This is a genomic window from uncultured Aquimarina sp. (genome assembly GCF_947492965.1).
GTDB lineage: Bacteria > Bacteroidota > Bacteroidia > Flavobacteriales > Flavobacteriaceae > Aquimarina.
On the sequence record NZ_CANLOZ010000003.1, the window covers coordinates 448,830 to 471,443 of the forward strand.

A 22,614-nucleotide genomic window follows, 5' to 3' on the forward strand; every position below is an offset into this window, starting at 1 on the left:
ATCTGGTCTAAAACAAGAGAATATTGTAGAAAAGAATAAAGATATTGAGAGTAATCAAAAACTAAATTATTATGGCCCTAAAAATAACACACCGATACGGAATTTTTGAACTAGAAGGAAATGTAGTAGGTAAGAACGCTTTATCTGTAAAAAATCATTTCGAACAATTAATGCTTTCGTCAGAGCAAATCGTATTATCCTTGGATAAGGTAAAGAGGATTGATACGCAAGGAATCCAAGTACTTAGCAATTTATACAGAAGAGCAGTTAAAAACAATAAGATATTCTATTTGATTGGAGCAGAGAATGCCATTATAAAAAAGGCCTTTGGTAAAGTAAATTATGTTATAAGAAAGGAGTCTCTGTAATTATTACTAATCCCAAAATTAGCCCCAAATGGAATTAGAAATAAATAATGTAAGAGGACGCATGGAAGTAGTAGGAGATTTTACTTCCGAGAATGTCCATAAGGTAAAAGATCATTTTAATTACTTATTAGATCATTATGAAGAAGTAGTAATGTGTCTAAAAAAAGTAAAGAAGATAGATAAAAAAGCTTTACAGGTGTTACAAGGCATTTATGCCAAAGCGCAGCGTAGAAAGAAAGTATTATTTGTATTAGGAAAGAAAAATAAGAAGGTGTTTATGACCTTAAAATCAAATAAACTCAACCATATTTTTAGAAATGACTATTAGCACATTGGTTCCAAAACTAACATCAGAGCAAAAATTTATGCTTAGTGTTATCGTAGTGAATGCTGGGAATTATCTTTATAACCTTTTGTTAGGAAGAATTCTTGGTCCAGAAATGTTTGCAGATGCAGCCTTGTTGATCACTTTTTTGTTAGTGTTATCCTTTGTTGCTATGACTTTTCAATTAGCTACGGCAAAATTTTCTGTGTTGTTTGAGAATGCTACTTTTAAAAGTTTCATTGCTCTTATTTATAAATATGCAGGTATTACTGGTATTGTCATCGGAGCCGCTATGGTTGTATTTTCTGGAGAGTTACAGCAATTATTTAATACTAAATCTTCTTTGATGTTTACCATTTTTGGATTGGGAGTACCTGTGTATTTTATCATGAGTGTAAATCGTGGTTTTTATCAAGGTACCAAACGATTCGAAAAACTTGCCTGGACCTATCAGGGAGAAATGTTTAGTAGATTAGCCATTACACTTTTATTGATTTTTACCATCACTACCGTAAGCTCATCAATTTTAGTAGTCATAGGAATCTTTGCATCCTTCTTTTTTGGGTTATTACCATTTAAGAAAGAAAACTTTGTGCTTAAGGTAAAGAATGTACTAAGTAAAGAGCAGTCTAGTCAGATTAGTAAGTTTTTTGTGCTTACTGCATTTTATGAGTTGACTCAGATCATTATCAATAATAGTGATATCTTATTAGTGAAGCATTATTTCCCAGAATATGATGCAGGATTATACGCCTCTTTAGCATTAATCGGACGTGTAGTCTATTTTGTTACCTGGATGTTTGTAATGCTATTACTTCCAGCGGTTATAGAAAAGAAAAAACTAGGAGAAGCTACTGCACCAATTTTGGTTAAATATGTTGGTTATGTAGTAGGTCTAGCATCCGTTGTTGTTTTAGGATGTTATCTATTTCCAGAATTAGCGATTCATTTATTATTTGGTGATGCATACCTATCTATGGCTCCTTTATTATGGAAATACGCTATAGCAACAGCATTATTTGCGGTGTCTAATATATTCGCGTACTATTTTTTGTCATTGGATCAATATATGCCTGTAGTCGTTTCTGGTTTATTAGGAATTTCACAGATTTTACTCATCGTATTTTTTCATAGTTCTTTATTAGAAGTGGTGGTTGTGCAGATAATTGCGATGGCTGTTTTATTAGTAATTCAGTTGATATACTTCTTTTTTAAAAAGTAGTAATGAAATAGATGAAAGAAGTAAAAATGTTATTGATCGAAGTAAAACGGTAACCCAACGAATATCAAAAGACAAATAGATAAATAAAAAAGAAATTTACATCAACATACAATCAAAACACATGAAATTAGCAATCGTAACAGCATATCCACCAAGTAAGGTGACTCTAAATGAATATGCATTTCATTTAGTAAAACATTTTAGACAGCAAGCGGAAATTACAGAATTGGTTTTATTAACTGATATTACCGAAGAAGAAGCAAATTTAGATTTTGAAACAGAAGGTTGCAGCGTTACTGTAAAACAATGTTGGAAATTTAATAGTTATAAGAGTATTAGAACTGTCATGAAAGCAGTTAAAGAGACAAAACCTGAAGCTATTTTATTCAATCTTCAGTTTATGAAGTTCGGAGATAAAAAGATAGTTGCGGCACTAGGACTGCTATTACCGTTCTTATGCAAAATGAAAAAGATACCAACGATTGTCTTATTACATAATATCATGGAACAGGTAGATCTAGGCAAAGCTGGTTTTACAAATAATGTTTTCTTAAAAGCAATTTTCAATTTTATTGGAACAGTCTTAACAAGGTTTGTTTTAGCTTCCGATCGTGTGGCAGTAACGATTAGTAAATATGTGGAAATATTAGAGAAAAAATATAACGCGAAGAATGTGGTTTTGATTCCTCATGGAACTTTCGAAATTCCCAGAGAACCTTCGTACGAATTACCAGAAGGACCATTAAAAATAATGACTTTCGGAAAGTTTGGGACTTATAAAAAAGTAGAAATCTTAATCGATGCTGTTAAAAAAGTGAGAAAAGAAACCGGAGTGGATCTGGAAGTGGTCATCGCGGGAACCGATAACCCGAATACACCAGGATATTTAGAAAATGTACAAAAACAATATCAGGATATACCACAGCTAACATTTACAGGCTATGTAGAAGAAGAAGATGTGCCAGTAATTTTTGGAGAAAGTGCTATGGTAGTATTTCCATATACATCTACTACTGGAAGTTCTGGAGTATTACATCAGGCAGGAAGCTATGGGAAAGCAGTGGTAATGCCGGATTTAGGAGACCTGAGCATATTAGTAAAAGAAGAAGGATATAGAGGTGAGTTTTTTGATCCTCAAAGTACGGATAGTTTGGCTACAGCAATACAAAAGATCGTGGTAGATAAAGCATATAGAAATCAATTGGCAAAAGCAAATTATCAAGCGGCTACCGCATTTCCAATGAGCAGGATAACCAAAATGTATATAGACTCATTTAAAAGTATTAAAAACGGAAAAAGTAAGAAAAAGAAAGAGGAAAAAGAATTACAAGGAATATCGGTTTAAGTACTGTCATTATCTTAATAGAATGACTTAAGCCATAATAATTAAGTGTTTTGATGTTTTTTTCAAAAAGATGTTTTTCAATAACTTATAAATTGGAAAGCATCTTTTTTATTTCCATCTGCATCAATAAATCCAAAATGCTTTTGTGCATTTTTTCTCCAAGGCAATCTTCCAACTACATCTGTTGGGATTTTATTAAAATCATACAATGTCCAAGATAAATAGTGTAATTCATGTTGTTGGATGATTTTTAAAAATGCCTCATGATACGCTGCCTGATCTTCTTCATTATTCCCGAAGGGAGCCCACAATCCTTTATCAGAAGACAACCCAAATTCTTGCAAAACGAGTGGCTTTTCTAAAGATGATATAGTTTTAAAGATATCCTGAAACTGAGTCAAATCTTTATAATAATGAAAAGATACAATATCCACATCTTCACTCAGAATATCTGCAGTTTCTATAGAAGACCAACCAATAGTTATGGGATGTTCTGTATCTATAGTGCGTATTTGATGAATCATTTCTTTTAACCAGGCAAGAACGGTTTCTTTTGTTCTGCTTTCAAAATCAAGATTAGGTTCGTTTTTTATATCCCACATAAGAAGCGCTGGGTGCTCTTTGATACTACTTACGATTTGCTCAGCATGTCTATGCGTAAAGGTCCAATCGTTTATATCATAATTACCATAGAAATCGAAGAGCGTAAGTACGACTTTTAGACTATTCTTTTCTGCCAGATCCATCACTTCTTTTAGCTTTATGAGTTTGTCTGCTAGTACATATTCTTTGCCAAAATCTTCGTAGGGAACAAATATTCTGATGGTATTTAATCCAGCATCTTTAATAATTTTAAAATCCTTTTGGATAATATCAATATCAAATTCTTCACCAAACATATTCCATGGAGTATCTTGCGGATAATAATTGATACCTTTTATTTGATAAGGTGTATTGTCTACAATAATTTGGTTTCCTCGGATATATGGAGATTCTTTTTGTGTATTGGTGTCAATAACTGTGATATTAGGTTGTTTTACAATATGTCGTACTCTCCAAAACCCGTCTTCTAGAAGCATTGCAATTTTATAACTTGCTACCGAAGTAGTTTCATATTGCAAGTTGTTTTCTTTAAAACTTTGGGTGTAAGATCTTACGTTTTGATCTTCAAATACTACTAACTGCCCATCTGCGCTATAAAAGTCTAGAGCAAGATGATGGTCTAATGTGGTACTCACAATTTGTACGTCATTTGTCTTATTAAAATGAATTCCATCAACTAAGTTCTTTCGGGCGCTTTCGGTATAAAAATCAAAAATACCTAAGGAGTCATAAGTAGCATATCCTACGTTTCTAACGTACCACGAATTCACATAATCTTTTTGGATATCATACATGGTTTGTTTTTCGATCGGTCGAGCAGGATTTATAGTGTCTTTCCATTCGACTTTGGGAATATACGCTTGCTTATTTTTCACACCGATATGTAGCATCATAGAACGATCTGCACCAGTGCTAAGAAATGATAACGTTTGACTTATTCCAAAAAGGATTAAGGCATTTATAGCAATAAATGATGTGATAATGAAAGACCTGTATATCATTTTATTCTTTTTCTTCATTCTAATTCGATGCGATCATATTTTTTATGTACTCCCATTCCCTTGATCTCTAAGGTATAAATTCCCTTTGGAAAGAAATCCTCGGATAGGTGAAAATTCACAAATCCTTTGGATGAAAATTCAGTTATCGTTTCAATTAATTGATCATTCTGATAGATATCCAAAGTGATTAGAGCTCCATCTGGTATGATTTGATCCATGAAACTTACAATAGGACCAATTTCTATAGTTCTATTTTGTTCTTTAAAAAAGACCTTATAATCAGAAACGGCAGCTTCAAAATTTAGTTCGATACTATTACTTTCTGCCATTTCAGGAATAAAAGCCTGAGCATTCCAGGTTGATTTTTGATCAGGATGCACCATAAAGCCTTTTGCTACACCATCTATGGTAGTTCCTGAGGTGCGTAACCTTTCTTTATTGTCCTTTAGAATGCTAAATTCTACAATACGACCATCACTGATAATGTTCCCAAATTCATCTTTTATTGTTGAGGTAAAAAATTCTGCAATTTGATTGCCGTCAGCATAATTATGTTTTGTGTTCACAAATAATTCAAAATCCTGTCCTTGAGAAGGGAATACATCCAATGAAAACTCTTTAGAGGGGATGTTATCCAAATTTGCACTTACCAGTATTCTTCCAGATTTTTCATAGGAAAATATGTTTTTCCAAACGATAAAATCTTTACTGTAAATATCATCGTCAATTTCTTTGTCTAAGAATTGATGTTTGACGACGATTAGAGTGCTATCCTTCACAGGATTATCGTAGCGATCTGAAGCAATGATGGAAAGCATACTGTAATCAGTACCTCCTGCAGTAATGCTTGGAGGACCTAAGTAAGATTCTAATGGTTCTTTTATATCAGTCATCGCAGTAATGTAGCATTCTCCAGTATATATGTTTTTTTTGTTTTTAACGAGATGATAATTAAGTATTCCTCTCTTTTTAGATACAAATTCTGGGATTTTAAAAACTACAAAATCAAGCTGTTTTTCTGGTGTAAGTAATGTAGTGCCATAAGAACTTTGGATTGCTAATACCAAATTTTCTATGGTATCGTATTTAAATTTTAAAACGATTTCTTCTCCGGCGGTATATTCATCTTTTGCATCGAATAGAACAATTTCCTTATCCATAACAGTATCCGTATGGGTTGTGTGGATCGTAAATCCAAAAACCAATACAATTGCAACTAACAGATATGGATAAATATTTAATTTCATTAATAAGGAGCTCCGATATAATTGTTTATTTCTACTTTTATATAATCATATCCTTTGCCTTCGATAGGGATGAGGATATAATCATCTTGTTTAATTCGTCTATTAGGTGTTACTTTATGACTGATTGCTTTATTAGGTAATCCATTTATATAAATATTTTCCATATCCTGACTTAAGGAATTGATACATTCTAACTCTTTTAATTCAAATTCGAACACCTTTTTACGTTGAGGTCGGATACCTTCTCTTACATAAGAATGATCAACCCAAATGAGTTCTTTATCACTGTTGTAATAAGAAATAATTAATTGAGGTATAGTAACTTCTTGTAAACCAGAGTTGAATAAAATACCTCTAACTTTCTTGTTACTTATTTTAATTTCAGAGATCGATAGTCCTTTGTACAAATCAGTGGTAGCAACATTTCCTGCGCATTGCAAATTAAAAGTGGTCGGTATATCAGCGAGTTCTATAGCTGTAAATTCATCTGGGTTAAAAGTTTTAGGTTTATCAGAATTCATCCAGGCAATTCCCTCAAAATTAACTCTAAAACTGGTAATCTCTTTAGGTACAAGTTTGTGTTTTATTTGATCTTTAGCATTATAAATAGCTAATTCTTCATTTTCCTTATTATATAAAGTTGCTTTTATAACTACGTCTGCAGGCACATTGTCAACATTTTGTATCTCACCTACAATGGTATAGGTAGTGTCATTCTGAATTAGATTGGCTTTCAGAACCTCCAGCACTGGTTGTTTCAATACATCTTCATGGAAAGTTTGTTCAGAAGAGATTCGTCTTCTTCCATGGTTATAGAATTGCGTTTTGTTTTGCGAAAACAATTGATCCGGTGGAATATCAAGATCATAATTAGGAGGTTTTACAAACCACTTTCCTTTATGCTTCACCAATTCATGATAAAATACTTTATCAATACGTTCTAATGGAGTAATCCAGTAGGTAGTAGCTTTGGCTTTTGCTGTACTATCTGTTTGTTCCAAAATATCAACAGTAATCTCATCCATTTTGGCATAAGAACTTAATAAACCATCCGTTACTGCTATTTCTAGCATATATTGTTCTTCCTTTTTATCACTTTCGGGATCTATATAGCTGTAAGCTCGTTTAAATTCTTTAAAATCCAGCGCATCATAATAGGATTTGACTATGTTTTCTGGACTAATTTGTGTGGCATTTTTGAGATAGAAAATATAAAATCCAAAAGCTATCACACCTAATAGGAAAACAACCCAAATATGTTGTAGACGGATCATATAATTTTTGAAATCACCATATTGAATACGATAATTATAAAAGTCAAGGAGACTTCGTTCTTTTGTTTTTAAGGCTCTTATCCAAATGAATTGTATGTTGATGATAAAGGCAATAAGTACAGTAGTTACAGGAATAAGTCCCCACATTAATTTTAGAGGTAATGCCACATCATCTTTAGGGATAATATTAGGAATGGGTGGGACATTTAGTTTTTCCCATACCATAATCCCATTTTCTAGTTGTCTTAGACGTTGCCAACCACAGAAGAAGAGAACTGGATCATAAAACTTATCATTGGAGAATACGTATTTGAGATTGTATTTCTCTGGTACAGTTAAGAATTGCTGTAAAGAGCCAATGCCTTCTACGCCTCTAAATTTAGAATTCTCTAATCGTTCTACGGCTCTCGATGTTAGTTCGGGAAGTCTTCTTGCAGAGTGGTAGTTACCATCTACGGTCATGGCATTCGTTTGCGCAGAAAGCCATGCCATCTGATCGCCAAACCCCAACGGAAGGTACCGCCAGTGATCGTGTTGATCTTGTTTTAGGAAATTTAAGATTGGAAGCATTTTAATTTTCTGTGGCTGCGAAGGTCTAAAATAACCCAAACTCATCGTAAAAATGCAGACAAAAATATAAGCTCCAGCAAAAGCTCCTCCGAGGATTCGGTGATACACGCTTCCAAATTTTTGTTGAATTTTATTTTTTATATCACCTTCTATAAATCGATAACAAAATTCACCGAAGATAGGAAGTGCCATAATAGAACCCCAAAGAGTAAATCTATCCAACGTAAGAATATTAAAGGCATTATCCCCCAACATCATTTTTGGGATTGGAGTGGTGCCACCAGTTCCTAGAATACTTAATAAGGTAAGTGAAAGGCCAAAAAACAAGTATCGTTTACTATAATATCTATAAAATAAATAGGGGAAAATAAATAAAATAATACCCCAAGGAATTGTGAAAAACACCAATCCAGAAGAAGTAACTTCTAAGAAATTATCTCTTGAACCATGAGGAATAGGGACCTGAGTGATAGGGTTATTCTTGGTATTAATCCAGTAGGGTAGGATACAAAAAATAATAAGGAATAAAGAACCGAAACCAAAACTTACAATTCTCCAAAACAGCTTAAAGAAAGTTTGTAGAAAATGTTTAAATCGTACTGCTCGATAGGAATCAACCTTGTCTTTTGCACTATCCATGATTACCATACCGATTAACGGAAATATAAAAAATACCATTCCAAAAATAGGAGTAACATGATGCGAGGTAACAGTAACCGCTAATAAACTAAATGCTCTAATTAAATAGGTATACTTACCGGTTTTAATCCATAAATATATTTCTGGTAATGCGTGCATTAAAACGGAAACACCTACAATACTTGGCAGTTGTCCGAAGATATGAAGCGTTTCTACAAAAGAAGATGAAAATACTGCAACAAGTGCAGCATAACCCGCCACATTCCTTTTGCCAGTTATTAGAAGAGAATATCGATATACTCCGGTTATAAAAAGTAAAATAGCAATGAAAGCCACAGAAAATAGACCAAACTTAAGTCCGCCGATTAATGAAAACAGTCCAATGCTTTGATGTACCAGAGGAGGATATCCCTGAACCGTAAACCCTGTATACCAACTATAACTCCATGGATCGAACCAGCTATTGGCATAGTGATCGGCAAAGAAAAGATGAATTAAGGCATCATAAGTAGTTTCTATGGTAAAGAAGATACTAGATCCATGGAATAAGATCCCAATAAGTATTGCACTAATTAAATATTTGTTTGTGTTTTTTTTATCCATCCAATAACCGTAAGCGGAAACTTCCCTTTAAATATAAACTAAAGTTTGCTAAAACTAAATATACAATAAAGCTTTTGGATTCGACGAGTGGTATGTCTTTAGACAAAAACCATTCGTCGATAGCTTTTTTTCAGTGATCGAAATAGTCCAATATTCGGTGCCGCTTCAACATACTTTTGAATCAAAACCCAAAAGAATGTATCATGAAAACTGGAATTATTATACCATGTTATAACGAGGAAAAAAGATTAAATAAAAATGCGTTTATCAAATTTGTACAACAGGAAAATGAATATTATTTATGTTTTGTGAATGATGGAAGTAAGGACAACACCATCCATGTGTTAAAGGAAATACAAGAAGCAAATCCATCTAAGGTGAGTATTATAGATATGAAAAAAAATGGAGGGAAAGCCGCCGCTGTAAGATCAGGATCTAGATATTTTTACAGCAATCATCATATAGATTATATAGGATTTATTGATGCTGATCTCTCTACTGATTTTGAGGATTTTGGTGACTTAGTAAAAACTTTGGAAATAAATAATGAATTAAATTTTGTATTTGGTTCTAGAGCTAAAAATGCATCTAAAGCCATAGAAAAAGATAAGATACGAGCGCTGATCTCTAAAGTAATAAATATATTAATTGTTTTAATCGTGGGTTTGTCCATTAGCGACACACAATGTGGAGCAAAAGTTTATAAGGCAGAATTAGTACCTATTCTATTTACCGAGAGCTTTTTGAGTAAATGGCTTTTTGATGTAGAAATGTTTATTAGAATGAAACGGTATTTTGGAAAATCCAAAATAACCAAAGCGATATATGAACAGCCTCTAAAAAGATGGGTGCATATTGAAGATTCTAAATTAGGGTTGAAGGATTCTTTAGAAATTCCATATCGGTTAATCTTGATTTGGTTTAATTATAATGTGATATCAACATTTACCATTAATCCTTCTATTACTTATGAGCCTTTGTTGGAAATATATGGAAATACAACGCAGCCAATTGCAGCATAGTATTCTTCAATAATCAGAAAAGAAAGAGAAATAATTATCTAATACAAAATTATACTATATGAAATAGAAAATTACATAAGTTGAGGTTGCGGTAATGTACTGTTTGTAGAATATTAGTAAATAATGGGTTAAGTAAATAAGAAATAGAGTTTTACCGCAAGCATAGTTAAAGTGAAAACCAGCTAACTTTTGGAACGGGTTAGCTGGTTTTGTAATTTATATGTGTTTCACCAACCAATCTCCAACTTCACTAGTTTTGTAGGCTTTAGCATCACCAGCTAAATCTTCGGTAACAATCCCTTCTTCTAGAGACTTATCCACGACATTTTTAATAGCTTGCGCTTCTTCTTGAAGCCCAAAAGCAGTTTCAAACATCATAGCAGCAGATAATACGGTAGCCAATGGATTGGCAATATCTTTTCCTGCAGCCTGTGGATAGGATCCGTGTATCGGTTCGAATAAAGATGTTTTCTCTCCAAGCGAAGCGGATGGCATTAACCCCATAGATCCAGATATTACAGAAGCTTCATCTGTTAGAATATCTCCAAATAGATTTTCAGTAATTAATACATCATAAGAATTTGGCCATTGCACTAATCTCATAGCTACAGCGTCTACAAACTCGTAGCTAACCTCCACTTCAGGATAGTCTTTTTCCATGGCTTGTACCGTTTCTCTCCACAAACGAGAGGACTCTAATACATTAGCTTTGTCTACACAACATAATTTTTTGTTACGAGCCATTGCCATTTCAAACCCTTTTTTGGCTAATCTTTTTACTTCTTCGCGGGTATACGTGCAAGTATCATAAGCTGTCTCACCATTGTCTTCTCTTCCTCTTTTTCCAAAATAGATACCACTTGTTAATTCACGCAAGAATACTAAATCTGTTCCTTCAATACGTTCTTGTTTTAAGGGAGATTTATCTATTAATGATGGAAATGTAAATGTAGGACGTACATTAGCGAATAATCCAAGTTTTTGACGCATTTTTAGTAATCCTTGTTCTGGGCGTACTTTTGCTGAAGGATCATTATCAAATCTAGGATGACCAATAGCTCCAAACAATACAGCATCTGCGTTGGTGCATATTTCATGGGTTTCATCAGGATAAGGTTCTCCTACAGCATCAATAGCAGCTGCACCCGTTAATGCGGATGTCCAGTTAATTTTGTGGTCGTATTTTTTTGCAACGGCATCACATACTTTTACAGCTTGATCGATTACTTCGGGTCCAATACCATCTCCGGCAAGTAGCGCGATATTTAATTCCATTTTGTTAATTCTAATTTATAGTAATTTACTAGTTATGTCATACTGAGCTTGTCGAAGTATTATATTCTGATTCCAAATCGTCTTCGACAAGCTCAGACTGACAATTTGGTTTTATATATTATTATAATTCAATAATGTTCAGCATTTTTTCTGTTGCTTTTATTGCGGAAACCGTTTGATCTGAATCTAATCCTCTGGTGGCAAATTCTTTGCTTTCGGTTCTCCAGGTAATTACTGTTTCACATAAGGCATCAGAATTACTTCCTGGTGGTATTCTTACTGCATAATCAATCAATTTAGGAAGCTTTTTGTCTTTTCGTTGATATACTTTAGCTAAAGCATTCATAAAAGCATCGTACTGACCATCACCTTGTGCATGTTCTTCGATTACTTCATCATCCAATTTAATAGCCAACGTGGCAGAAGGGTTTAAGCCTTTTGCATGATTGAGAACATAAGATTTGATTTTTACCTTTTTGGTGTATAGGTTACTATCTAGTACATCGGAAATAATATAAGGTAAATCCTCTTGAGTCACTACCTCTTTTTTATCTCCCAGTTTGATGATTTTCTGTGTAACTTTCTTGATATCTTCTGGGCTTAGTTTTAGTCCAAGTTCCTGAAGGTTTTTTTCGATATTCGCTTTTCCAGAAGTCTTGCCAAGGGCATATTTTCGTTTTCTTCCAAAACGCTCTGGCATGAGATCATTAAAATAAAGATTATGTTTATTATCGCCATCAGCATGTATTCCGGCTGTTTGGGTAAACACATTATCTCCAACTACAGGTTTATTAGCTGGGATTTTAAACCCTGAAAAGGTTTCTACCAATTTACTTACCTTATATAAAGCTAATTCATTTACATTGATATGCACCTCAGGAAGATAATCGTTAATCACCGCAACGACACTTGCTAATGGTGCATTTCCTGCTCGTTCTCCCATACCATTCATAGTAAGGTGTAATCCATTAACACCAGCTTTTACACCTTCTATTGCATTGGCTACTCCTAAATCATAATCATTGTGGGCATGAAAATCAAAGTGCAAATCAGGATATTTATTTCTTAAGGCCGACAAATAAGTGTTTGTTTCAGAAGGAATCAGAACTCCCAATGTATCCGGTAATAAAACTCTTTTTACCGGTTGTGTAGCTAAAAAGTCTAAAAACTGATATACATATTCTGGAGAATTACGCATACCATTACTCCAATCTTCTAGATATACATTAGTAGTAATCCCTTCTTCTTTGGATTTTTTGAAAACTTCTGCGATATCTTTAAAATGTTCATCAGGAGTTTTTTTTAACTGATACGTAAGGTGATTTAAAGATCCTTTGGTTAATAGGTTTTGCACTTTAGCTCCGGTATCTTTCATCCATTGGATAGATTTACCACCATCCACAAAAGTTAGTATCTCTACCTGATCAATGTATCCATTGTTAGTTGCCCAATCGATGATATTTTTTACCGCATCAAATTCACCTTTTGATACCCGAGCAGAAGCCACCTCGATACGATCTACTCCTAATTCTTCTATCAAAAGTCGCGCAATGGTTAGTTTTTCTGAAGCAGAAAAGGATATCCCAGAGGTTTGTTCTCCGTCTCTGAGGGTAGTATCCATAATTTCGATTGATCGTATACTCATATTCAGCATCTTTTGCGTTAGGGATAGTAGCGGCATCCTTTTTTACTTCTGGTCTAGAAGTCTAATTTTGTATTAAGACGTTTCTACAATAAGAAAAAAGATATAGCGTATAGCCCGCTCGAACGCCCAAACTCTAATTAAAAAGGACGTGCAGCAGCAAATTCTTGAATCTCTGATTTCATTTTTGTGAGATAGTCAATATCATCATATCCATTAAGCATATTCTCTTTTTTATAACTATTAATCTCAAAGGATTCTGACGCTCCAGTAGCTTTGATAGTAATGGTTTGTTCTGGTAAACTTACTTCTATTTCAGTTTTAGGATCTGCTTCGATGGCACTGAAGATTTGTTCTAAAAACTCTGGACTTACCTGAACGGGTAATACCCCAATATTTAAACAATTACCTCTAAAAATATCTGCAAAGAAACTAGAGACTACACATCTAAAACCATAGTCATAAACTGCCCAAGCAGCATGTTCTCTGGAAGACCCTGAACCGAAGTTTTTACCACCCACTAGTATTTTACCACTATAGGTAGGATTATTTAATACAAAATCTTCTTTAGGGGTATCATCATTATGATATCTCCAGTCTCTGAATAAGTTGTCTCCAAAACCTTTACGTTCGGTAGCTTTTAGGAAACGAGCTGGTATGATCTGATCTGTATCTACATTTTCTATTGGTAATGGAACCGCTGTAGATGTTAGTATGTTGAATTTATCGTATGCCATTTTAATTGCGAATTATATCGATTAAGAATTTCGAATTCGATTTATGCTAATGTTTGTTCTTTTAAAAGTGTTCTAGGATCTGTTACGACACCAGTTACTGCAGTGGCAGCAGCCACTAGTGGGCTAGCCAATAAAGTTCTGGATCCTGGTCCTTGTCTTCCTTCAAAATTTCTGTTGGAGGTGCTAACAGCAAGTTTTCCTGCAGGGATTTTATCCGCATTCATTGCTAAACAAGCTGAACATCCAGGTTCTCTAAGTGTAAATCCAGCTTCTTTTATAATGTCTAGTAAACCTTCTTCTTTGATCAGGTCTTCTACTTCATGAGATCCTGGAACTAACCAGGCTGTAATGTTTTCTGCTTTCTTTTTTCCTTTTACAATAGAAGCAAAGGCTCTAAAATCTTCGATTCTACCGTTGGTACAACTTCCTAAGAATACATAATCCACAGGTTTGCCAATCATAGCGTCACCCTCGTTAAAATCCATATATCCTAAAGATTTTTTATAGGTGGCAACACCTCCCTCTACAGTAGATGCATCCGGAATATGATTGGTAATTCCGATTCCCATTCCTGGATTCGTACCATAGGTAATCATAGGTTCTATATCCGCACCATTAAAAGTCAATTCTTTATCAAAGACTGCATCCTCATCGGTATAAAGTGTTTTCCAATATTCCATAGCAGTATCCCAAGCTTCACCTTTTGGAGTTAGTGGCTTTTCCTTTATATAATCAAATGTTTTGTCATCGGGAGCTACCATTCCTCCTCTTGCACCCATTTCGATACTAAGATTACAAACCGTCATACGACCTTCCATGGTCATATTTCTGAAAACGTCCCCTGCATATTCTACAAAATATCCTGTCGCACCGGAAGTGGTTAGCTGAGAAATTATATATAAAGCAACATCTTTTGGTGTTACCCCAAAACCAAGATCACCATTTATATTGATCCGCATTTTTTTAGGTTTAGGCTGCATGATACATTGTGTAGATAGCACCATTTCAACCTCTGATGTTCCTATTCCAAAGGCAATAGCCCCGAAAGCTCCGTGTGTTGAGGTGTGTGAATCTCCACATACAATCGTAGCTCCTGGAAGTGTAATTCCATTTTCAGGACCTACTACATGAACAATTCCATTTTTTTTATGTCCTAATCCCCAATGTGAAATACCCCATTCGGCTGCGTTTTCTTCTAAGGCTTTTAGTTGATTCGCAGAAAGCGGATCTTCTACTGGTAAATGTTGATTAATAGTTGGAGTATTATGATCTGCGGTTGCAAATGTGCGTTCTGGATATAAAACTGTATTCCCTCTACTTTTTAATCCTAAAAATGCTACTGGGCTAGTTACTTCGTGAATGAAATGACGATCAATAAAAAATACATCGGGTCCATTTTCTATTTTACGAACTACATGGGAATCCCATACCTTATCAAATAATGTCTTACTCATTTTTACGATCTTTTCTGCAATACAATCGATGCATTTAGCATCTTGTTATTAAAATGTTAAAAAGGAGGTGAATTTACGAGTTATGGAAGATATCAGCTAATAAAATGGTAAAGTAAGGAGTAGTTTTAAATATATCTCAAAATTCGCTTAAATTTTAGATGATTTGATAAAAAAGATAGAGGTTTTGGGAAAAACCAATATTTTTTGTTTTGGTATTTGATTTAAAATCAGGTTATAAGAAATGATAGGATAAAAAAAATGTTACTTTTTGTTAATTATCCTTTGTAAAGCTAAAAAAGGTTGTATATTTGCCGTCCAATAGCGCGGGATAGAGCAGTAGGCAGCTCGTCGGGCTCATAACCCGAAGGTCGCAGGTTCGAGTCCTGCTCCCGCTACGAAGAAAGCTAAAATATTGAATTTCAGTATTTTAGCTTTTGTTTTTTTGGCCAGTTTTGTCCGAAAATGAGTGTGACTTTCGTCTTCTCCACCCGAAGGACACAAATTTTTTTTATCCTCATTTTGAATATAAATAATTGATAATGAATATTTTGATTTCTGTTTAAGGCAAGGGTTTAGTTGATTTATATAATATAGGTGGGGGGATTTGGTGGGGGGTATTTTTAATTTTTTCTCAAAAAGATGCTTAATTTTTCTTTCCTGGGATATTGATAAAATAAAAGTAAAGAATTCAAAAAAATGTTTGTATTAGTATTGTTAACATTAATTAGGAAACCTGTAATTTATCAAATCTTAAGAAGTTAGTTTAAAAATAGTTTTATTAAATTTCGTAGTTTTGTATTAGACTTTTATTCAAATGAATCAAGCGCTACTTACTCGATTATTTAAATCCATTGAGGGAAACAAAGACACTCCTTTGATCAAGATAGCGTACAGTATTATTAGAGCCGAAGAGGAAAAAGGACATTCTAAATTAGCAAATAAACTTAGTAATATAATAGAAAGCAATATAGCTAAGTCAGAAAAATCAGCTATAAATAAAGGATTCAAAATTGCTAAGCAAGCTGATTTTAAAATTCCTGCTGATAGAAGATATAAGTTACCTCTAGCTACTCATATTGAGCATGATCATTTAAGACATCAAATGATACTTTCTCCAGAGGTAGAAAATAAAATTCTACGAATTGAAAAAGAATATCTAGCGAGAGAAAGACTAGCTCATCACGGATTAAAACCTAGAAAGAAGATTTTGCTGTATGGAACATCTGGATGTGGAAAAAGCATGACTGCAGAAAAAATTGCTTGGGATTTAGGTTTACCTTTTTATAAAGTACGTTTTGACTCAATTATATCTTCTTATTTGGGAGAATCTGCTGCTAACCTTCAAAAGCTATTCGAAAGTATTAAAGATTATCCTTGTGTGTTACTTTTAGATGAATTTGACATAATAGGTAAGCAAAGAGATGTTAAATCTAGTGATGTTGGAGAAATTCATCGTATTGTGAACATTCTATTAGGTTTACTAGAAGAGTATGATGGAGAAGGCATCTTAATTGCTACAACTAACTTAGAAGATAGTTTAGATAATGCTTTATTTAGAAGGTTTGATGATTTTATTGAGTTGCCAAAACCAAATAAGAAAGAAATAGTGAATTTACTAACTACTACTTTTTCCGCCTTAAAGCTTAGTAAATCCATCAATTTAAGTGATTTCGCCGAAAGAATGCAGGGTCTATCTTATGCAGTGATAGTAAAAATTGCCATTGATGCTGCTAAAAATTCCATTATTAGTTCTAATAATGAAATATCACCAGACGATTTATTAAAAGCTCTAGAGGAAAACTTAGCTTTTAATAAATAATACATGGAAAAATTTCCACATTTAAAATTTGTTCAAAAAGTTATAGGAAAACCTCGATTATATGGAGGTGGAGAAACTAGTGAAAGAACTGCCAAAAATAAAGACAATAGACAAGGGCATAGTGACTTTCTTTTCAACAAGACTGGCAATATTAAAAAAGACTGGAATACAATGCTTTCAGAGAGAAAAGATCAAGGTTTAGCTCCAATAGATTCTGAGGTAGTTCCTATTTTTTTACAGATAAATCCCGATATATTAACAAGTGACTTTGAACTAAAACAATTTGGTATTGAAATCATTTCTGAGGAAGAAAATGGTTTTATTATTGGTGCATCTCTTGATAAATTACAATCTTTAGAAGAAAAGATTAATGGTTTCATCGAATCTAAACATGGTACTGGTAAAATTGCTGAGTTTTGGGAAATTATTGAAGGAAATGATACTAATTGGAAAGCTGAACATATATTATCAGAAGAACTTCTATCCAAATGGCCTAATATTGATGACAACGATATATTTCTTTTAGAAGTAAGTATTGCATTTGACAAACCTATCGGAAAAGAACCTGACCCTGAAAAGCGAGGAGGGGTAGATCGTCTTGAAAGGTATAGAAATCAATTAATTGAAAGGGATGAACTGCTAATGGATCGTGAAGAAGGCTTTGAAAATTTTATAAATCATTATGGTGAATTAAGAAGTAGTATTATTCATCTTTCTGACAGCTTTGGTTGTGAAGTTGAAATTAATGGTAAGGGACTAAAAGATTTAGTTCAAAATTATCCTTTTGTTTTTGATATTTCTGAAGTAGAAGAAGTTGGAGGTGTTGATGGGAATGTTAAGGAAGGAGAGGACATAGATTTCAATATTCTGCCTCCTGAAGTAGGGTCGCCAGAAATAGGAGTTATTGATAGTGGTATTATGGAGGAACACAAATATTTAGCACCTGCCATAGTAAACGATAATTCTAAATCATATGTAGAAGGTGATCCTTCAACTATGGACAAAGTTTTAGGAGGTGGACATGGCACAAAAGTCGCAGGCGCAATTTTATATCCATATGGTATATCAGAAATAGATGCGGATTATCAACTTCCTTGTTTCGTAAGAAACCTTCGTGTTTTAAACCAAGATAATACCCTTGTAAACAAATTTCCCGCAGAATTAATGATGAAAATTGTGGAAGAAAACAAAGATTGCTCAATCTTTAATCTTTCTATAAATTCTAAAGTTCCTTTTCGTAAAAAACATATGTCATTATGGGCTGCAACAATTGACTCTCTAATCCATGACAATCGTATTTTATTTGTAATATCTGCAGGTAATATTGGAAAACCTGATATCAGAAATTACATAAATAATGGAGTTTCTTATCCGGATTATTTAGATAAACCCTTCTGTGGGTTAGCTAATCCAGCACAAAGTAGTTTTGGGTTAGTCGTTGGCTCTATTAATCATACCTCATTTGAAGATGAAAATTGGTATTCATTAGGAAGTGAATATGATGTTTCTGGCTTCTCAAGAATTGGTTCTGGTATTTGGGAGCATATCAAACCGGATGTAGTGGAATTTGGTGGAGGACTTATCCGTTCGAAAAACGGAATTAACTCTATCAATGAGAATGAGTTTACTTCTACAGAATTAATACGATCCACATTGCATGGTGGCAATGCCTTCGGCAAAGATACTGTAGGAACTTCTTTTGCTACTCCTAAAGTAAGTCATATCGTTGCTCAATTAAGGAAAATATATCCTGATGAAGATATTAACCTTATTAAATCACTTGTAGTGCAAGGATCACGATTGCCTAACGATTTCTTTTTAAATCCTACAAATAAAAGTGTAAAACACTTTGGGTATGGATTACCTTCAATAGATAGGGTTACGAACAACAACGCACAAAGAATTACTTTTTATAATACGGATTCAATAGCAGCTGAAGAAGGGAAAATTTATTCTTTAAGGATACCTGAAAATCTAAGGAATCAAGCGGATGAATATGATATATTGATTGAAGTAACGTTATCATATACCGCAAAAGTTAGAAGAACAAGACAAAAAACAAAATCTTATCTGGCTACCTGGTTAGATTGGACCAGCTCTTATTTAGGGGAGTCTCAAGAAAACTTCACCAAAAGAGTTGTAAAAGAGATAGAAGATCAAGAAATACAAATTCCTGAAAATGTAGAACGGAATATTATTCCATGGAAAATTAGAGAAAATAGGGATTGGGGTACTGTGGAAGGATTTAGTAGAAATAATAGTACGGTTCAAAAAGACTGGGCTATTCTAAAATCCTATGATCTTCCTGAAGAACTTAGTTTTTCGGTAAGAGGTCATAAAAGCTGGGATAAAAACCTTGAGGCTGTTCCATATGCTATAATTGTGTCAATAGAAGTTTTAAATGAAAATATCGATGTTTATGAGTCGATAAGAATCGAAAATGAAATTGAGTTGCCAATTGAGGTGTAACAATTTATTTTAATCTATAGTTAGAACTCAATTTTATATCATTTACTCTAAAATATGTTTTGAAGTGCCCAATATACTCACTACTTATTTTCTTTTATTTTCTGTCTTAATCTGCAATAGTCAGAACATAGTATTAGACTCTGTCAATGTTCCTAAAAATTTCAAAAATCATTACCATATTTCGAAAGAAGAACTTACTATAGATGATATTTTAAAAGTTGACAAAAAAGAATTTTCAAATAGGGAGATAAAAAATGTTGAAATAGGCACTTCGTATTGGAATATCTTTTCTTTTACCTTAAATACTGATGTACCACCAAAGTATATTGAGTTTAGCTTTGCTGTAACTGATAAAATTACACTATACATCCCTAGAATAAATGAAGAATATGATCATTTTGTAACGGGACTTTCCTATCCGACCCAAAAAATAATTTCGCTACAAGAATCTTCAAAAATACTGGTAAGGGCAAAAGATATTGATTTTTCAAAACTCTTTTACACCCATAATAAACCAATGACTATTTATGGGCTACAGTCGGTAAACGAACAAAGTAATGTAGTAGCCTATAATAAGAAACCTCTATATGAAAATATAGGGTTTCGAAAAAGATTGATTGATCATACAACATTTGATTTTCAGTTTTTTCTGTTGATTGGGATGATAATGATATCTTTTGTTTTTATGCTTTTGCACTATTTGATTATGGGGAAAGTATATTTTCTGTCTTACGCTTTGTACCTCTTTTTTCTAATATTTAATTATGGTTATAGGACTCCGTATTTCTATAATTTTTATTCAGAAATACATCCAAACTTGTATTTCTATTTGAATCAAAATTGCCAAATGCTGGCAAATTTGAGTTATATGTTTTTCGCTAAACAGTTTATTGATATCAAACAGTATTATCCAAAACTTAATCCGGTTTATAATTTTGCGATTTATCTCTTTATAACATTCATAATTATCTATAATATTATAATTATCACTAATCCCTTTTATCCTTATCACGAAGATATAATGAAAACCTCTGTGTATATTTTATCACTGATAAGTTTAGGATTTGTAGTATATATGTTTGTAAAGAGAAAACTCACATATACTGCAATTATTTTTATAGGAAGTATCATGTTACTTATCGGTTATGTACTATGTCTTGTATTAGACAACTTCTTTATTCTGGTACCTCTTATAGTTATAGAAACGACGCTTTTTATGAGTGTAATATCATATTTGGATCTTAGAAACTTTAAAAAAGCATTAGAGAGTGACAAACTAAGACAGATTAATGAATTTAAAAGTAAATTCTTTTCAAGTATATCACATGAGTTTAGAACACCATTGACTTTGATTTCAGTACCTATCCAGGAAAAGTTGGAAGACAATAGTATTTCTGAAAAAGATCGTTCTGATTTTGAAATGATCAACAGAAATAATGAGCGTTTATTGAATTTGGTTGATCAATTACTTGATTTGTCAAGAATAGAAGCAGGAAGTCTTAGTCTTAAGGTTAGGAATGGTAATATTCATAATCTCCTAAATCTCATAGCAAATTCTTTCATTCATTTGAGTAATAAAAAGAACATTTCTTATGATATAAAAATTCCTGAAGGCGAAGGTGCTAAAACCCGTTTTGATCCTGATGTAGTAGAGAAAATTGTAGTTAACCTCTTATCAAACGCTTTTAAGTATACTCCGATTAGAGGTTCGGTTATTCTGAAAGCAAGTACAAGTAGTGATGATAATTGGTTAAATCTTGAAATAAAAAATACTGGAAGCGGACTATCTAAAGAACAATTAAACAGGATATTTGATAGATTCTATCAAGTAGATGAGAATAAGGAAGGATCGGGTATAGGTTTAACTTTAGTTAAAGAATTAGTAGAATTACATAAAGGCTCAATTGAAGTTGATAGTAAGCTTAATAAATGGACTTGTTTTAGTATAAAAATTCCAATATCTAACGATGTTTATCTGAAGGAAGAAATACTGAATGCTGAATTAAATGAAAATAAAAATTTACAAATTCATTTGGATCCATCATTACCGATTAAATCAAATAAAATAAGTTCTGAAGATGTTCCGGTTTTATTAATTGTAGAAGATAACGTCGATCTTACCAAAATTCTTAAAGAAGCTTTTGAAAACAGTTTTAACGTGGTAATAGCAAATAATGGACAGAATGGTGTAGAGCTAGCTTTAGAGTATATCCCTGATATTATCATTTCGGATATTATGATGCCTGTAAAAGATGGTGTCACTCTAACTAAGGAATTAAAAAACAATGAATCTACTAGCCATATTCCTGTGATACTTTTAACTGCTAAGGTAGGTGAAGAAAATGAACTTATGGGAATTGAGACTGGAGCGAACGACTATATCTATAAACCTTTTAGTAAAAAAATTTTAGTAGCCAAAGTCAAAAACGTACTAGAATCCAGAAAAAAGCTGCAGGAAAAGTATAGTGGAAAATCAATCTTCAAAATAAATCCTTTGGACATCTCTCCAATGGACAAAGAGTTTTTGAAGAAAATTGAAATTGTTTTTAATGAAAAGCTGACCGATCCTTCATTTAATGTAAAAGAATTTAGTAGACATCTTAATCCCAGTTTAAGAACCATAGAACGTAAGTTAAAATCCCTAACCGGGTTAACTCCTGTAGAGTTTATTGAATCTCACAGACTTGAATTAGGAGCTGAACTACTAAAAAAAGATTCGAGTATCAGAATTCAAGAAGTAGCGTATGATGTGGGTTTTAATAGTCCGTCCTATTTTTCCGAGCGATTTAAATTAAAGTATGGATGTAGTCCTACCGATTACCAATATAAAAACTAATATCTGTCTTAAATTCTTACTGTTTTCTGTATAATTCACCTACTGATTTCTTTGTTAAGCACTGTTGTCATTGACTTGTCGTAGTTCTGATAGATTATGTCGTATTTCTGATAATTGGATTGTCATTATAAGATTTATTTTGAAGATATCTCACCCCGTTTTT

The 22,614-nt window shown here is 33.1% G+C and carries 15 protein-coding genes and 1 tRNA gene; 9 read left to right on the top strand and 7 right to left on the bottom strand.

Annotated features, from left to right (window positions below):
• Positions 1-71: 71 nt before the first annotated feature.
• The 4 genes from Q1B37_RS09980 (at position 72) to Q1B37_RS09995 (ending at position 3,260) form a co-directional block, all read left to right on the top strand.
• Positions 72-368 carry an STAS domain-containing protein gene (locus Q1B37_RS09980; RefSeq protein ID WP_299898335.1) on the top strand — a complete coding sequence of 99 codons (297 nt, stop codon included), beginning with the start codon at positions 72-74 and terminating at the stop codon, positions 366-368.
• 28 nt (positions 369-396) lie between these two features.
• The gene (locus tag Q1B37_RS09985; protein WP_299605881.1) at positions 397-696 is read left to right on the top strand and encodes an STAS domain-containing protein; all 300 of its coding nucleotides are present in this window, start codon (positions 397-399) and stop codon (positions 694-696) included.
• Complete coding sequence (locus Q1B37_RS09990; protein WP_299898356.1) at positions 686-1,915, top strand: sugar isomerase; 1,230 nt, start codon at positions 686-688, stop codon at positions 1,913-1,915. The genes Q1B37_RS09985 and Q1B37_RS09990 overlap by 11 nt, the downstream gene beginning before the upstream one ends.
• 121 nt (positions 1,916-2,036) lie before the next feature.
• Positions 2,037-3,260, top strand: coding sequence for a glycosyltransferase (locus tag Q1B37_RS09995; RefSeq protein WP_299898358.1), 1,224 nt, complete (start codon positions 2,037-2,039; stop codon positions 3,258-3,260).
• Between the two features lie 77 nt (positions 3,261-3,337).
• On the opposite strand, the gene Q1B37_RS10000 is transcribed toward Q1B37_RS09995, so the two are convergent.
• Genes Q1B37_RS10000 through Q1B37_RS10010 form a run of 3 tightly spaced genes read right to left on the bottom strand, consistent with a single transcriptional unit; the run spans position 3,338 to position 9,197 of the window.
• The gene (locus Q1B37_RS10000) at positions 3,338-4,882 is read right to left on the bottom strand and encodes a glycoside hydrolase family 2 TIM barrel-domain containing protein (RefSeq protein ID WP_299898360.1); all 1,545 of its coding nucleotides are present in this window, start codon (positions 4,880-4,882) and stop codon (positions 3,338-3,340) included.
• The gene (locus Q1B37_RS10005; RefSeq protein WP_299898362.1) at positions 4,879-6,111 is read right to left on the bottom strand and encodes a hypothetical protein; all 1,233 of its coding nucleotides are present in this window, start codon (positions 6,109-6,111) and stop codon (positions 4,879-4,881) included. The genes Q1B37_RS10000 and Q1B37_RS10005 overlap by 4 nt, the downstream gene beginning before the upstream one ends.
• The gene (locus Q1B37_RS10010; RefSeq protein ID WP_299898363.1) at positions 6,111-9,197 is read right to left on the bottom strand and encodes a hypothetical protein; all 3,087 of its coding nucleotides are present in this window, start codon (positions 9,195-9,197) and stop codon (positions 6,111-6,113) included. The genes Q1B37_RS10005 and Q1B37_RS10010 overlap by 1 nt, the downstream gene beginning before the upstream one ends.
• A gap of 203 nt (positions 9,198-9,400) precedes the next feature.
• Here Q1B37_RS10010 and Q1B37_RS10015 point away from each other — a divergent pair, with 203 nt between their 5' ends.
• Positions 9,401-10,219: a dolichyl-phosphate beta-glucosyltransferase gene (locus Q1B37_RS10015; protein WP_299898364.1), complete on the top strand. Its 819-nt coding sequence runs from the start codon at positions 9,401-9,403 to the stop codon at positions 10,217-10,219.
• A 216-nt stretch (positions 10,220-10,435) separates the two neighbouring features.
• Here the strand turns inward: Q1B37_RS10015 and leuB are convergent, their stop codons facing one another.
• The 4 genes from leuB to leuC form a co-directional block, all read right to left on the bottom strand.
• The gene (leuB, locus tag Q1B37_RS10020) at positions 10,436-11,494 is read right to left on the bottom strand and encodes a 3-isopropylmalate dehydrogenase (RefSeq protein ID WP_299605895.1); all 1,059 of its coding nucleotides are present in this window, start codon (positions 11,492-11,494) and stop codon (positions 10,436-10,438) included.
• A gap of 121 nt (positions 11,495-11,615) precedes the next feature.
• Positions 11,616-13,139, bottom strand: a complete 1,524-nt coding sequence (locus Q1B37_RS10025) for an alpha-isopropylmalate synthase regulatory domain-containing protein (RefSeq protein WP_299898366.1) — start codon at positions 13,137-13,139, stop codon at positions 11,616-11,618.
• Positions 13,140-13,276: 137 nt separating this feature from the next.
• Positions 13,277-13,873 carry a 3-isopropylmalate dehydratase small subunit gene (gene leuD / locus Q1B37_RS10030; protein ID WP_299898368.1) on the bottom strand — a complete coding sequence of 199 codons (597 nt, stop codon included), beginning with the start codon at positions 13,871-13,873 and terminating at the stop codon, positions 13,277-13,279.
• Positions 13,874-13,914: 41 nt separating this feature from the next.
• Complete coding sequence (leuC, locus tag Q1B37_RS10035) at positions 13,915-15,327, bottom strand: 3-isopropylmalate dehydratase large subunit (protein ID WP_299898369.1); 1,413 nt, start codon at positions 15,325-15,327, stop codon at positions 13,915-13,917.
• A 322-nt stretch (positions 15,328-15,649) separates the two neighbouring features.
• On the opposite strand from leuC, the gene Q1B37_RS10040 reads away from it, so the two are divergent.
• From Q1B37_RS10040 to Q1B37_RS10055, 4 genes are all read left to right on the top strand, one after another.
• Positions 15,650-15,722 (top strand) — tRNA-Met (locus Q1B37_RS10040).
• 419 nt (positions 15,723-16,141) lie between these two features.
• The gene (locus Q1B37_RS10045) at positions 16,142-17,146 is read left to right on the top strand and encodes an AAA family ATPase (RefSeq protein ID WP_299898370.1); all 1,005 of its coding nucleotides are present in this window, start codon (positions 16,142-16,144) and stop codon (positions 17,144-17,146) included.
• 3 nt (positions 17,147-17,149) lie between these two features.
• Complete coding sequence (locus Q1B37_RS10050) at positions 17,150-19,615, top strand: S8 family peptidase (RefSeq protein WP_299898373.1); 2,466 nt, start codon at positions 17,150-17,152, stop codon at positions 19,613-19,615.
• A gap of 64 nt (positions 19,616-19,679) precedes the next feature.
• Entirely contained in the window at positions 19,680-22,451 is a 2,772-nt protein-coding gene (locus Q1B37_RS10055) for an ATP-binding protein (protein WP_299898375.1), read from the top strand.
• The last annotated feature ends 163 nt before the right edge of the window (positions 22,452-22,614 follow it).